Origin of the sequence: Rhodococcus indonesiensis (assembly GCF_047782815.1) — a bacterium.
GTDB lineage: Bacteria > Actinomycetota > Actinomycetes > Mycobacteriales > Mycobacteriaceae > Rhodococcus > Rhodococcus indonesiensis.
The window spans coordinates 5,338,181-5,351,287 of the sequence record NZ_CP180630.1; the positions used below are offsets into that span (position 1 = coordinate 5,338,181).

Annotated in this window: 13 protein-coding genes; 6 read left to right on the forward strand and 7 right to left on the reverse strand. The window is 69.3% G+C overall.

The window, feature by feature from the left end; all coding sequences use genetic code 11:
- Positions 1-23: 23 nt before the first annotated feature.
- Entirely contained in the window at positions 24-695 is a 672-nt protein-coding gene (locus ACM26Y_RS24590) for a hypothetical protein (protein ID WP_054371800.1), read from the forward strand.
- Here the strand turns inward: ACM26Y_RS24590 and ACM26Y_RS24595 are convergent.
- Positions 686-2,410, reverse strand: coding sequence for a cutinase family protein (locus tag ACM26Y_RS24595; protein ID WP_416062217.1), 1,725 nt, complete (start codon positions 2,408-2,410; stop codon positions 686-688). The two genes, ACM26Y_RS24590 and ACM26Y_RS24595, sit on opposite strands and share 10 nt — an antisense overlap.
- A 219-nt stretch (positions 2,411-2,629) precedes the next feature.
- Between ACM26Y_RS24595 and ACM26Y_RS24600 the strand changes: the two genes are divergently transcribed.
- Together ACM26Y_RS24600 and ACM26Y_RS24605 are read left to right on the forward strand one after the other, a co-directional pair.
- Complete coding sequence (locus ACM26Y_RS24600) at positions 2,630-3,040, forward strand: TIGR03618 family F420-dependent PPOX class oxidoreductase (protein WP_416062218.1); 411 nt, start codon at positions 2,630-2,632, stop codon at positions 3,038-3,040.
- A gap of 302 nt (positions 3,041-3,342) precedes the next feature.
- Positions 3,343-4,647 carry an MFS transporter gene (locus tag ACM26Y_RS24605; protein WP_416062219.1) on the forward strand — a complete coding sequence of 435 codons (1,305 nt, stop codon included), beginning with the start codon at positions 3,343-3,345 and terminating at the stop codon, positions 4,645-4,647.
- A 110-nt stretch (positions 4,648-4,757) separates the two neighbouring features.
- On the opposite strand, the gene dnaB is transcribed toward ACM26Y_RS24605, so the two are convergent.
- From dnaB to rpsF, 5 genes are all read right to left on the reverse strand, one after another.
- Positions 4,758-6,968: a replicative DNA helicase gene (gene dnaB / locus ACM26Y_RS24610; RefSeq protein WP_416062220.1), complete on the reverse strand. Its 2,211-nt coding sequence runs from the start codon at positions 6,966-6,968 to the stop codon at positions 4,758-4,760.
- A gap of 470 nt (positions 6,969-7,438) precedes the next feature.
- Entirely contained in the window at positions 7,439-7,894 is a 456-nt protein-coding gene (gene rplI, locus ACM26Y_RS24615) for a 50S ribosomal protein L9 (RefSeq protein WP_003938622.1), read from the reverse strand.
- 19 nt (positions 7,895-7,913) lie between these two features.
- On the reverse strand, positions 7,914-8,156 hold the full coding sequence (gene rpsR / locus ACM26Y_RS24620; protein WP_003938621.1) for a 30S ribosomal protein S18: 243 nt from the start codon (positions 8,154-8,156) through the stop codon (positions 7,914-7,916).
- Between the two features lie 43 nt (positions 8,157-8,199).
- Positions 8,200-8,712 (reverse strand): single-stranded DNA-binding protein, encoded by a 513-nt coding sequence (locus tag ACM26Y_RS24625; RefSeq protein WP_010596250.1) that lies wholly within the window; start codon positions 8,710-8,712, stop codon positions 8,200-8,202.
- 64 nt (positions 8,713-8,776) lie between these two features.
- Entirely contained in the window at positions 8,777-9,064 is a 288-nt protein-coding gene (gene rpsF, locus ACM26Y_RS24630; RefSeq protein ID WP_003938619.1) for a 30S ribosomal protein S6, read from the reverse strand.
- 130 nt (positions 9,065-9,194) lie between these two features.
- Here rpsF and ACM26Y_RS24635 point away from each other — a divergent pair, with 130 nt between their 5' ends.
- From ACM26Y_RS24635 to ACM26Y_RS24645, 3 genes are all read left to right on the forward strand, one after another.
- Positions 9,195-10,538 carry a glycosyltransferase 87 family protein gene (locus ACM26Y_RS24635; protein WP_416062221.1) on the forward strand — a complete coding sequence of 448 codons (1,344 nt, stop codon included), beginning with the start codon at positions 9,195-9,197 and terminating at the stop codon, positions 10,536-10,538.
- Between the two features lie 123 nt (positions 10,539-10,661).
- On the forward strand, positions 10,662-11,012 hold the full coding sequence (locus ACM26Y_RS24640; protein ID WP_003938617.1) for a CD225/dispanin family protein: 351 nt from the start codon (positions 10,662-10,664) through the stop codon (positions 11,010-11,012).
- 11 nt (positions 11,013-11,023) lie between these two features.
- Positions 11,024-11,437, forward strand: coding sequence for a DUF2752 domain-containing protein (locus ACM26Y_RS24645; protein ID WP_416062222.1), 414 nt, complete (start codon positions 11,024-11,026; stop codon positions 11,435-11,437).
- An 84-nt stretch (positions 11,438-11,521) separates the two neighbouring features.
- On the opposite strand, the gene ACM26Y_RS24650 is transcribed toward ACM26Y_RS24645, so the two are convergent.
- Positions 11,522-13,099 carry a glycosyltransferase family 87 protein gene (locus ACM26Y_RS24650; RefSeq protein ID WP_289378397.1) on the reverse strand — a complete coding sequence of 526 codons (1,578 nt, stop codon included), beginning with the start codon at positions 13,097-13,099 and terminating at the stop codon, positions 11,522-11,524.
- Positions 13,100-13,107: the final 8 nt, after the last annotated feature.

Consider the following 13,107-nt stretch of genomic DNA (forward strand, 5'->3'; position numbering starts at 1 on the left):
TGCGCCGGGCGACAGTGGACCCCATGGCGAAACGTCCGGGGCAGCGGTGGCGGCAGGCGACGGTGTGGCTGCACGTGGTCACGTCCGTGGGATGGATGAGCCAGGCCCTCGCGCTGCTCGTCCTGCTGACGCTGAGCAGCACCGCGGTGGATCCCGCGGTGCGGGTGGCCGGCACGACGATGGCGCAGCACCTCGACAGCTCGCTGCTCGTCCCGCTGGCCAACGCGTCGGCGTTCACGGGCTTCCTGCTCGCGGCGGCGACGCCGTGGGGCTTCCTGCGCTACTGGTGGGTCGCGATCAAGTTCGTCCTCACCGTGGTCCAGGTGAACCTCGGGATCTTCCTGCTGTCGGCGGGCCTGAACAGTTCGGTGGACGCCGCCCGCGACGGCGCGTCCGGACCGGCGGGGCCGATGATCGCGGGTACCGCTCTGATGGTCGGGGCGCTCGCCTTCCAGGCGTGGTTGTCGGTCGCGAAACCCTGGGCCCGTACCCCGTGGACGGCCGGGAAGGCGAAACTGCCCACCGCGCCGCCGTGGGTCTTCACGATGGCGACGGGCGCAGTGGCCGCCGATCTGGCCGTCGCGGTGCTGCTGGGCCATCCACTGCCCGCCTTCTCCGCGGTGGCCCTGGTCGTCGCGTCGACGACCAGGGCCAGGACGATCCGCGAGGCGAGCCTTCGACCGGCCTACGGCTGAGGCACCGGCGTGGTGGTCGTCGCGGTGGTGGTGGCCGCCGGCGTCGTGGTCTCGGCGGCACTCGACTCCGTCGTCGTGGACTCGACGGGCGGCAGCGGCTCGACGACCGGGGACTGCACTGCAGGGGACGGAACCGGGGACGTCGTGGTCGCCGTCGGAGCGGGAGCCGCCGCCTGGGCGGGCGCGGGGGCCTGGACGGGCGCCGGCGACGCCGCCGTCGTGGTGGTCGCGGCCGGGGTCCGCGAGGTGGTCGTCGGGGCGGTCGTGGTGGCCTCGGCGGCGGCCTTCTCCGCGTCCTCGTCCACCGTCGGCGGGATCGGCGCCGGATCGATCGGCTTCGACGAGACGACCAGCTTCGGGGCGGTCGACTCGGCCTCGGCCTTGTCGAGCTCGCCGCTCTCGGCCTGCTTCGCCAGGTGCGTCAGCCAGGCTGCCGCGTACTGCGCCGAGGTCAGGGGCTTTCCGTTCTCGGGGTCGGAGTCGCGCCAGTAGTCGAAGTGGTGCCCGGTATCGGGACCGAGGGTCTGCTGGTACGGGTCGCTCAGCGCCACCTCGAGGGTGTTCTCGTTGTCGGCGAGGAACCCGATGACCTCGTTGCGGAGCTTCGCCGGCAGGTAGGCCAGGTCGATCAGCTCACCGGAGCTGATCTCCTCGTCCGTGCCGTCCGAGGCGACATCGCGGGTGGCCGGCTCGTAGGACGGATCCGACACCTTGATGAGCACGTCGAGGAACGTCTCGTCGCTCTGCATCCAGTTCTCCTGCGACTGGATGTCGGCGAAGGCGGCCATTGCGATCCGCCCGAGGACCGTGGCGACGTCCAGCGCGGTCTGCGGCGTGAGGCCGTCGCGCTCGAGTGCGTCGACGTTCAGCTGCCGGCCCACGTTCACTGCGAGCTGCAGCAGGGCGATGTTCTCCGGAGCGGAACAGGTGAGGTCGCCCTCCGAGCAGAACGACGCCACCTTGCCGTCCAGCGCCCCGAAGCTTCCCGAGGTGCCCGGCAGCGAACCGCTGCCCGACGCGCTGTCGCGGCCCGACTGGTAGGCGAGGTCGAACCCGTCCGGGTTGCGGAACTCGTCCTCCGCACCGGGGAACGGTCCCTCGCCCGCCTGACGACCGGCGTCGGCCAGGATGACCACACCGACGACCGAATCCGGATCGACGATCTCGTACGACCCGTCCTCGGCGGCCTCCTGGTTGCCGATCTCCATCGCCACCCGGCGCGCCACATCGGCGCCCTCGCTGTACCCGACGACGGCGAACTTCGTGTCGGGGCATGCCTCGCGGATCGCCTGCATCACAGTCTGGGCGTTGTCCACGCCGGTCTCGACGGCGTCGTCGTACGACGACATGTCCGCCGGGTACTCGACGTACACCGCGGAGTACGAGCCCTCCGGCACGTCGTCGCGCGGGGCATTGACGACCTCGTCGACCCAGGGGCTGCTGAAGTCGGTGGACGAGGCCGCGGGCAGGGGGTTGCCGTCGGCGTCGAGGAGCATCGCATGCGTGCCGGGACGCGGGCTGTCATTGCGCCCGCCGACCGCGATGCTGACCATGTCGTGGCACTCGGTGACCGAGGCGGTCAGCGTCGTCGGGGCCGTCGACGGGGCCGACGGTTCCGAGACGGCGATCGCTACCACCGCCGCCGCCCCGAGCGCCACGGGTGCCACCGCAGCCGCGACAATCCGCTTGTTTCGCACCGCCCAGTCGAGTGCCATGGTCCCACCCCATCCGATCTCGATCCGTGTCGACGACCCCGGTTGCGGTGTCGACGCGTCGGACGGAACGTCGCTCGGGACCTCGGTCGTGTTACACGTCCGTATCGCGGGAGTGGCCCCTGCCCCCGCGTCGTTTCGCTGGGGCAGCACCTCCGTCCGGGCCGCCTGTCCTGCGGCAACAGCCTGTGCACCGATGCGCGCGCGAGTAGGCTGCCGCTCATGGCCGAACTGTCCGCCGAGGTGCGGGCTCTGCTCGGGGCGCGGAACATGGCACACGTCGCGACGCTCATGCCCGACGGCTCACCGCATGTCTCTCCCGTGTGGATTGCGGTCGAAGGTGATCGCTTGGCGATCTTCTCCGCTCGCGAGAACCAGAAGGTCGCCAATCTACGCCGTGACGGCCGCGTCGCCGTGTCCGTCTGCGACGAGCACAACCCCTATCGGTCGGTCGTCGTCCGCGGCCGGGTCGTCGAGGAACTCCAGGGCGACGAAGCGGTGGAGATCATGGACCGGATGAGCAACCGCTACGTCGGCACCGACTTCCCGATGCGCTCGGCGATCGTCTCGCTCATCGAACCCGAGCGAGTTCACCTGCAGGAACTGCCGTTCCGGCATCCCACCGGCACCTGAGCCACACCATCCGAGGCCGCCCGGGCGCGCCCGTCGCCCACCATCCGGGATTCGCGCACTGCACCACTGCAGCGCATTCCGCTCCGTCCCGTCGTTCCGGAGATCGCCTTTCACCCTCGCGCCCCAGGCTGAGCCTGTCTGATCCACCTCGGGACCGCCGACACAATGGTCGTTTTCACTGAGTGAAATAGCTTCTGCCTGATCATTTTTCCCGATCGAGCTTGTCTCGCAGGGGAGTTGACGTACCGCAGTGCACACAGTCACAATCCGAACGATCACTCGGTTACGAACAGGTGTGCACTATGCGAACAAGCTCGGACGGGACCGCCACCGAGGCGGCCCGACACACGACCCGCTCCGCGCGACTCGTCATCGCGCTGTGCTGGGTCGCGGTACTCCTCGACGGCTTCGACCTCGTCGTTCTCGGTGCGGTGAACCCGGCGCTGCTGGACTACCCGGATTGGGACGTCGACGCCGGCAGCCTCACGGTCATCTCGACCGCCGGCCTGGTCGGCATGACACTCGGAGCCCTGGCCATCGGCACCCTGACCGACGTCCTCGGCCGGCGACGCACCCTCATCTTCTCCGTCACCGCCTTCTCGGTACTGACGCTCGCATGCGCGTTCGCGACGTCACCGGAGATGCTCGGCGTCCTGCGCTTCCTCGCGGGCCTCGGCCTCGGCGGGGCACTGCCCACCGCGTTGGCGATCGTCGCCGAATTCATGCCCGGCAAGAAGGGATCCGCGTCGACCACCGTCATGACCGGCTACCACGTCGGCGCCGTGGCGACCGCGCTGCTCGCTCTCGTCCTGCTGGAGAGCTCCGGGTGGCGTGCGATGTTCGTCGCGGGCACGCTGCCGGCGTTCGTTCTCGTCCCCCTGATGTTCCGCTACCTGCCCGAGTCGCCCGCGTACCTGTCCGCGCGAGGCCGGCACGACGAAGCCGAGCGCATCGCTGCCGACTACGGACTTCCGTCCACGGATGTCGTGCCATCCGATGCCGACCACACCCCGGCCACCGCGAAGCCGGCGTCGCCGGTGCGGGCCCTGTTCTCGCCGCAGTTGCTACGCACCAGCGTGTCCATCTGGGTCACTTCCTTCATGGGGCTGCTCCTGGTGTACGGCCTCAACACCTGGCTGCCGACGATCATGCGGGAAGCCGGCTACGACCTCGGTGCGTCGCTGTCGCTGCTGCTCGTGCTCAACGCCGGTGCCGTCGCGGGCCTGCTGGTCGCCGGCCGCGTCGCCGACCGGATCGGCGCCCGCACCGCGGGCCTCGCGTGGTTCACCCTCGCCGCGCTGTTCCTCGCGACGCTCAGCATCAACCTCGCCTACGGCGTCTACGTGCTGGTGTTCCTTGCCGGCTGCTTCGTCTTCAGTTCCCAGGTGCTCGTCTACGCCTTCACCAGCGCGGCCTACCCCGCCGAGGCACGCGCCACGGCGCTCGGCTGGTCCGCCGGCGTGGGCCGCATCGGCGCCATCTGCGGTCCGATCCTCGGCGGTGCGCTCCTGCAGGCCGGCATCGCCTACCCCTGGGGCTTCTACGCCTTCGCCGCCGTCGGCGTACTCGGCGCCGTCGCACTGTCGACGAGCCGGCCGGTGCGGTAGCGCTCGAAACTTGCCCACCGATTCGGAACTTGCCGCGTGAATTGCTTGGGCAAGTTCCGAATCGGCGCGCGAATCCCGTCGGACGTCGGCAGGGCCGCGAGGCGGACCGCTCAGCCCCGCGCCATGTCCACGAAGCGCGACAGGTGCAGCTGGTGCGCGACGGTGATCGTGGCCGTCGGACCGTTACGGTGCTTGCCGAGGATTAGATCCGCCTCACCGCCACGCGGGTCGTCACGTTCGAATGCGTCGGGCCGGTGCAGCAGAATCACCATGTCGGCATCCTGTTCGAGCGATCCCGACTCGCGAAGGTCGGAGACCATGGGCTTCTTGTCGGTGCGCTGCTCGGGACCGCGGTTGAGCTGACAGATCGCGACCACCGGGACCTCGAGCTCCTTCGCGAGAAGCTTGAGGCTACGCGAGAATTCGGAGACCTCCTGCTGACGGGACTCGACCTTCTTACCGGAGGTCATCAGCTGCAGGTAGTCGACGACGATCAGCCGGATGTCGTGTTTCTGCTTGAGGCGCCGCGCCTTTGCGCGGATCTCCATCATGGTCAGGTTGGGGGAGTCGTCGATGAACAGGGGCGCTTCGCTGATCTCGCTCATCCGCCGGGCGAGGCGCGTCCAGTCGTCGTCGGTCATCCGGCCCGAACGCATGTCGCCGAGCTTGATCTTCGCCTCGGCGGAGAGCAGCCGCATGACGATCTCGGTCTTGCCCATCTCGAGGGAGAACATGACAGAAGCCATGCCGTGCTTGACCGAGCAGGACCGCAGGAAGTCCATGCCGAGCGTGGAGTTGTGGGTGGGCACCATCGACCGCCCGGCAAGATACAGGTGCTCGCCGTCGACCTCGACGCACCGCACCGGCACGGACTCGACCGGACGGACGGCGACGATGCGACGCTGCCGCGGCACCGTCGTGCGGGTCTGCTTGTGCGCCTTGGCCTTGCTGGGGAGGACGAACACGTCGTCGTCGGTGGCGAATCGCACCGCCGATCCGGTGGCGGTGCAGGTGTAGCCGAGGCCGGCCAGCAGCTCGGCGACGTCGGCCCGCAGGCGGGCGCAGTCCGATTCGAATCGCACGGTGCCGTCGTCCTCGACGTGGCCACCGGCGTCGAGCAGACCGGCGAGCAGTTCGCGCCGCTGCTGTTCCGACGCCCGCTGGTAGGCACCGGGGATGTGCGCGCCGAGCGTCATGAGTTCCTCGGCGAATCCGCCCTCGCCCTGCACCCGCATGTGCACGTGGGGATCGGCCGACGGACCACCGAGCCAGGCGCCGAGAGTGAACGGGGCGACGGGCAGCTCGGCGACGGGCAGGTGCAGCGGAGCGACGTTGCCGACGATGTGGCCGGCGGAGAGCGAAGCCGCGAGCTCCCCGGTGGTGCGCACGCGCGACGGACCGCCGTCGGAGGTGAGCCACTGGTGCTGTTCGTCGGCGACGAGGACCGTGCCGTCGGAGAACTCCACCTCGAAGCAGGGGCGGCCGTGCAGCACGTCGGTGGCGGCCAGCACCCGGGTGGGACGGCCGTGGGCGTCGAGAAGTTCGTCGCCGACTGCGACCTCGCCCATGGTCGTCCAGCCGCCGGGCGTGGGCAGGGCGGTGTCGAGGGCCAGCGCCTTGCCGACGCCCGGGCGGGCAGCGACGATGATCATCTGCCCGGCGTGGAGACCGTTGGTGATCTCGTCGAGTTCGGCGAACCCGGTGGGCACGCCGAGGGAGATGCCGCCGCGGCTGGCGATCGAGTCGATCTCGTCCATGGTGGGCTGCAGCAGCTCTTCGAGCGGGACGAAGTCCTCGGAGGTGCGGCGCTCGGAGACCTCGAAGATCTCGGCCTGGGCGCGGTCGACGACCTCGGCGACGTCCTGCCCCTCGGAGCCGGCGTACCCGTACTGGACGATGCGGGTGCCGGCCTCGACGAGGCGGCGCAGGATGGCCTTCTCGGCGACGATCTCGGCGTAGTAGCTCGCGTTCGCGGCGGTGGGCACGGTCTGGGTCAGCGTCACCAGGTAGGCGGCGCCACCGATGCGGCGGAGCTCTCCGCGCCGGTCGAGTTCTGCCGACACCGTGACGGGGTCGGCCGGCTCACCACGGCTGTAGAGATCGAGGATCGAGTCGTACACCGCCTGGTGGGCGGGACGGTAGAAGTCGCCGGGCCGCAGTACTTCGAGCACGTCGGCGATGGCGTCCTTGCTGAGCAGCATCCCTCCGAGCACCGACTGCTCGGCGACCATGTCCTGCGGGGGCTGGCGGCCGAAGTCGCCCGCCGGCTCCTCCGGCGGTCCCGGGTACTCGGAATGGCCCCGATCGTCCACTACAGCCACGCGACGCCGTCCTTCCCCATCTCGGCACCTTCGCGGGGGACAGGCCCTGTCCAACCGCGCTCGTCACCACTTCTACCCGGCCCCACCGACACGTCCTTCGGACGCGCGCGCTCGACGTTAGGCACTGGGAACGCCCCGTCCAAATCCGCCTGTGCACACATCTGTGGATGAATTGTGGAAACGGGAGGACGGCCTTGTGCACCCCTTGGGGACAACCTGGGGACAACGCATCTCACACTCTGCATCGGTGCTGCTCAGAGGGAACAAATCGAGTTTCACACGTGTGGAGAACAACCCGCTCGGCGTGTCGCGCCGTATGTGTTTCCGGGCGTGTTACCCGGTTCCGACACCCGCGTCGCTATGCCGCAGGTCACAAACCTACCGGTACCCTTGGCGAGTTATCCACAGGCCCTATGGACAGACGACGAAGAGCCCTGCACCGGGGGCGCAGGGCTCTTCGAGGACCGGAATCAGGCGGCCACGACGTTCAGATCGAACTTCGCGGTCACGTCCGGGTGCAACTTCACGATCACCGTGTGCTTGCCGGTCGACTTGATGTGCGCCTTGGGCAGCTCGATGATGCGCTTGTCGACGACGGGGCCGCCGGCGGCCTTGACGGCACCGGCAACGTCCGCTGCGGTGACCGAGCCGAACAGCTTGCCCGAGTCGCCGGCGGTCTTCACAGCCAGGGTGACGTTCTCGAGGCCCTCGATCGCGGCCTTGAGCTCCTTGGCGTGATCGAGACCGCGCACCGCACGAGCCTCCTGAGCCCGGCGGATGCCCTCGACCTGCTTCTGGGCACCACGGGTGGCGACGATCGCCAGGCCGCGGGGCAGCAGGTAGTTGCGGCCGTAGCCGTCCTTGACCTCGACGGTGTCGCCAGGCGCACCGAGGTTGTCCACGTCGGCAGTGAGAATGAGCTTCATCGTGTGTCCCTCCCTTTCCTTAGCGAGCCGTCGAGACGTAAGGAAGCAGGGCCACCTCACGCGAGTTCTTCACAGCGATGGCAACGTCGCGCTGGTGCTGCACGCAGTTGCCCGTGACACGACGGGCGCGGATCTTGCCGCGGTCGCTGACGTACTTGCGCAGCAACGTCGTGTCCTTGTAGTCGATCTGCACGTTCTTTTCCTTGCAGAAGGTGCAGACCTTCTTCTTCAAAACCTTTTCGCGCGCGGGCGCCTTAGGCATGGTCTTTCTCCGTACTTTCCGAATGTTCCGATCGAAGGTCGGATCAGAACGGCGGCTCGTCGTCCCCGCCGAAGGAGCCCGCCGCCGGAGCGCTGCCCCACGGGTCGTCCCCGCCGGTGCTCGCGCCCGCACGGGCCCCGCCCGATCCTCCGGAGGAACCACCGAAGCCGCCCCCGCCACCGCCTCCGCCACGGCTGGCCTTGTTGACCTTGGCCGTCGCGTAGCGGAGCGAGGGGCCGATCTCGTCGACCTCGAGCTCCACGACAGTGCGCTTCTCGCCTTCACGCGTCTCGTAGCTGCGCTGCTTGAGCCGGCCCTGCACGATGACGCGCGAGCCACGGGTCAAGCTCTCGGCCACGTTCTCCGCTGCCTCACGCCAGATGTTGCAGCGCAGGAACAGCGCCTCGCCGTCTTTCCACTCGTTGGACTGACGGTCGAAGATGCGGGGCGTGGACGCGACGGTGAAGTTCGCGACCGCGGCCCCCGCCGGGGTGAAACGCAGCTCGGGATCAGCCGTCAGATTGCCGATGACGGTGATGACGGTGTCGCCTGCCATGTGGTTCCTCCTGCTGTGTGTGGAGTCCTGATGCGCCCGAGCCTACGGCCGGACGCCGACAGACTCACTTGCCGTGGCGCAGAACCTTGGTGCGGAGCACCGACTCGTTCAGGCCGAGCTGGCGATCCAGCTCTGCGACAGTGGCGGGCGTAGCGCTGATGTCGATCACCGCGTAGATGCCTTCGCTGTGCTTGGCGATCTCGTACGCGAGACGACGCTTACCCCACACGTCGACCTTGTCGATCTTGCCGCCGTCCTGGCGAACGACGTTGAGGAACGTATCCAGCGACGGGGCGACAGTGCGCTCGTCCAGGCTGGGGTCGAGAATGACCATCAGTTCGTAATGACGCATAAGACCTCATCACCTCCTATGGACTATGGGCGGTCACGGACGGTCCGTGACAGGAGGGTCGTTGCGTCAGCAACCCATGCAGGCTACACGACGCGCCCTTGACCAGCGAAATTGACCTAGGGTGAAGAACATGCGCACGAGTTCCCGGACGCCCGCGCTCGTCGCCGTCGCGACGTGCGCGCTCGCCATGTGGCTCGGCTACCTGAACAAGGCCCGCTGTGCCGGGCCGCCGTTCGACCCGCAGGGCCGCAGCGTGCGGTTCGACGCGGTCAAGGACGCCACGGTCTGCTATTCCGACATCCAGCAGTTGTGGATCGGGCGCGGCATCAACCTGCATCTGTTCCCGTTCCTCGACGGCGGGATCACCCGCGACGGCGTGCTCACCGGCGGCACCGTCGAGTACCCGGTGCTCAGCGGCATCCTCATGTGGGTCGGGGCCCTGCGTGCCCACACCGACGCCGAGTTCCTCCTGCACTCCGCGCTGCTGCTGGCGCCGTTCGGCCTGCTCGTCGCGTGGCTCCTCGGCCGGCTGGCCGGATGGGCCGCGCTGCTCTGGTCGGTCACGCCGCCGCTGGTGCTGTACGGCTTCCTCAACTGGGACCTGCCCGTCGTCGCGACCACCGTCGGGGCCGTCGCCGTGCTCGGGGTGCGACGCTGGTCCCTGCGCACCCGTGCGGTGGCCGCGGCCGTCCTGCTCGCGATCGGGTTCTGCCTCAAGGTGTATCCCGGCATCTTCGTCCTGCCGCTGATCGCGTACGTCCTCACCGGCGGGGACGAACCGCGACCCCGGCGCGACGTGCGCGGCGCGGTGACGGTGGGCGCCGCAGCGGCGGCCACGGTGATCGCCGTGAACCTGCCGTTCGCGCTGCTCGGGTATCCGGGGTGGCGGGCATCGTTCGAGTTCCAGGGCAACCGTGCGGCCGATGCCACGAGCAACTCGATCTGGTACTGGGGGCTGCGGCCGCTGGTCGGCGGCTACCAGGACACCGAGGTCACGGCCGAGTACAACGACATCGTCTCCGTCGTCTCGCCGTTGTCGATCTGCGCCGCCTTCGCGCTGGCGCTGTGGCTGGGGTGGCGGCGGTACCGCCGCGACGGCAGCTACCCGTGGGTCGCGGTCGGCGCCGCGATGCTGTGCGGATTCCTGCTGCTGCACAAGGTGCATTCGCCGCAGTACACCCTGTGGCTGCTGCCGTTCCTGGTGCTGTTGCGGGTGCGCTGGCCGCTGATCGTCTCGTACCTCACCGTGGACCTCGCCATCGGGATCGGGGTGTTCCTGTGGTTCGACGCGACCATGACCCACAGCGACACCACGATCCCGCTGCTGCTCACCCTCGTCGGGGTGTGGGGCCGGGCCGCGCTGCTCGTCGTGCTGTTCTTCGTGTTCGCCGGCGCACCGCTGCGCCGGCCCGGCCCGACCCCACCCGACGAGGAGCAACCCCGGATGCCGGCGATGAGCGGGGAACGCCGCTGAACACGTCCCGGCCGGGCAGCCGATGCGGTCGTCGTGGGTGCGGCAGCACCGAGGCTGGTCTACCCTTCCGCGCGGGGGGACTCGGAACAGGCCGAGATCCCGACGGGGTGATCGAGGACGAAGATGAGTGACTATCCGCAGTACCCGCCGAACAATCCGGGCGGGTATCCCCCGCCGGGCGGCTACGGGTACTACCCGGGGCCGCAGTTCGGGCCACCGCCCGACAACAACCTGGTGTGGGGCATTCTCACGACGATCCTGTGCTGCCTGCCGCTCGGCGTCGTCTCGATCATCAAGGCGAGCCAGGTCAATTCCCTCTGGGCGCAGGGCCAGTTCGATGCCGCGCGCCGATCGGCCGACGACGCGAAGAAGTGGGCGATCTGGTCGGTGGTGGCAAGCGTCGCGGTATGGGCGGTGATCGTCGTCTTCTACATCGTCGTCATCGCCGCGGCGGTTTCGTCGTCGAGTTACTGAGGCACCCGGCCGTGCAGACGCTCACCGCCCGGCTCGCCGCTCCCGTCGGGGTGGCGGCCGTGTCGGTGTGCGTGTGCGCGGCCGTCGCGTGGGCGGATCCGACGACGCCGGGTGGCCCGATTCCGCCGTGCCCGACCCGCGCGCTGTTCGGTATCTGGTGCCCCGGGTGCGGCTCGTCGCGAATGCTGTATTCGATGGTGCGCCTCGATGTTCCGGCAGCGCTGCGCTACAACGCCCTCGGTGTGGTCGCGGTGCTCCTGCTGGGGTGGTCGTTCGTCGTGTGGACGGCCGGCCGGGTCCGTGGCCGCCGGATCACCCAGTGGTACCAGTGGCGGTGGGCGCCGCAGATCGTGCTGTGGGCGGTGCTGGGCTGGTTCGTCGTCCGCAATCTCCCCGTCGCGCCCTTCGACGCGCTGCGCGTGTAGCGCACGGACGCGCGCCCGCGCGCGGAAGTTCATCCTGCGCATGTTCTTACGCGCGCGGGAAACACCTTTGCGCGCGGCTCTCAACTACGGCGCGGCACTCGACGCGGGTGTTCGTGGATCGGACGATTCGGGGGGCGATTTCCGCCGGGCGCCGGGCCGGAGCCGCTCCGGTATCCACCGCGGGGGAGCGTCGGGGGCGTGGTCGAGCACACCACCGACGGGATCGTCGACGAATCCGTAGCGCACGAGATCTTCGGCCGGACGGAGAATCTGCCGGACGACGAGCGCGCACAGCGCCACGACCGCGAGGTCGCGCAGCAGCACGGTCGTCGTGAACCACTGCTCGGGCAGACCCTTGTTCTCGGCACCGAGATAGAAGTACATGCGCGGCACCCAGACGAGGGCGTCGATCGTCATCCACGCCAGCAGGATCCGCCGGTGCGGCAGAGCCAGTACGGCCAGCGGCACCAGCCACAGCGAGTACTGGGGACTCCACACCTTGTTGGTGAGCAGGAACGCGGCGACCACCAGGAAGCACAACTGGGCGAGGCGGGGGCGGCGTGGAGCCGTCCACGCGAGCCACGCGATGCCGGCGCAGGCCACGGCGAACAACAACAGCGACACCGAGTTCAGTGTGGAGGTGTCCCAGCCGGACCACCCGGTCAGTGACCGCGCGACGTTGTAGATCGAATCGGGGTCCGCACCGCGTTCGGTGTTGAGCCGGAAGAACTCGGCCCAGCCGCGTGGGTAGAGGATCATGATCGGCAGGTTCACGGCGAGCCAGGCAGCCGCCGCGGCACCGGCCGCCTGTCCCAGCGCCCGCAGCTTCCCGGTGCGCAGGCACAGCAGCAGCAGCGGACCGAACAGCAGCAACGGGTACAGCTTGGTGGCGGCACCGAGTCCGAGCAGCACCCCGGCGAGCACCGGCCGCCGCCGTGCCCAGGCCAGCAGCCCACCGGCCGCGAAGGCGGTGGCGAGGGCGTCGAAGTTGGTGAAGGCGTGCACGACGACCAGCGGGGAGGCGGCGACGAGCGCCGCGTCCCAGATTCGCCGGCCGGCGGAGAGCGCGGTGGCCCACACGGTGACGAGCCAGGCCGCGGCGAGACCGACGGCGACGATGTCGAAGTAGATCGCCACCTGCAGGCCGCCCGGAAGCCACGACGCGGCGTCCCAGGCCTTCGCGGCCCGCATCGAGACGTACTGGTAGAGGCCGGCGAGGACCGGATACTCCATGTACCGGACCTGGGTCTGCCCGTCCGGCCCGGGTTCCTCCCACGACGTCTTGTACGGGAAGGCGCCGGCACTGAGACGTTCGGCGCCGTAGAGCGGCACGACGTCGGAGTAGCACATGGCGACGTACTGCCGGTTGCCGCTCCAGTCCAGCCCGAGCACGCCGTTCTCACCCACCGGCCCCTGCTGGATGCAGGCCGCCTTGGTGAACCAGCCGAGAGCGAGGAACACCACCGCCAGGAGCAGCAGCGCGCGCAGCGGCGTGAAGAACCGGGTGCGACCGAGCAGCGCGTACCGCCCGACGGGGCCGCCGATGGCGGTGGACAGACGCGACACCGTCGGGTCGGTCCATCCGGGTGCGTCGCGCCAGTCCGCGGAGCGGCGGTCGGCGACGAGCGGACCCGGCGACGCGAGCTCTCTCTTCTCGGTCACCCCGCGAG

Excerpts from the sequence above, each read along its gene's own strand:
- ACM26Y_RS24590 (WP_054371800.1), top strand. The coding sequence starts at position 24 with ATGGCGAAACGTCCGGGGCAGCGGTGGCGGCAGGCGACGGTGTGGCTG.
- ACM26Y_RS24595 (WP_416062217.1), bottom strand. The coding sequence starts at position 2,410 with ATGGCACTCGACTGGGCGGTGCGAAACAAGCGGATTGTCGCGGCTGCG.
- ACM26Y_RS24600 (WP_416062218.1), top strand. The coding sequence starts at position 2,630 with ATGGCCGAACTGTCCGCCGAGGTGCGGGCTCTGCTCGGGGCGCGGAAC.
- ACM26Y_RS24605 (WP_416062219.1), top strand. The coding sequence starts at position 3,343 with ATGCGAACAAGCTCGGACGGGACCGCCACCGAGGCGGCCCGACACACG.
- rplI (WP_003938622.1), bottom strand. The coding sequence starts at position 7,894 with ATGAAGCTCATTCTCACTGCCGACGTGGACAACCTCGGTGCGCCTGGC.
- rpsR (WP_003938621.1), bottom strand. The coding sequence starts at position 8,156 with ATGCCTAAGGCGCCCGCGCGCGAAAAGGTTTTGAAGAAGAAGGTCTGC.
- ACM26Y_RS24625 (WP_010596250.1), bottom strand. The coding sequence starts at position 8,712 with ATGGCAGGCGACACCGTCATCACCGTCATCGGCAATCTGACGGCTGAT.
- rpsF (WP_003938619.1), bottom strand. The coding sequence starts at position 9,064 with ATGCGTCATTACGAACTGATGGTCATTCTCGACCCCAGCCTGGACGAG.
- ACM26Y_RS24635 (WP_416062221.1), top strand. The coding sequence starts at position 9,195 with ATGCGCACGAGTTCCCGGACGCCCGCGCTCGTCGCCGTCGCGACGTGC.
- ACM26Y_RS24640 (WP_003938617.1), top strand. The coding sequence starts at position 10,662 with ATGAGTGACTATCCGCAGTACCCGCCGAACAATCCGGGCGGGTATCCC.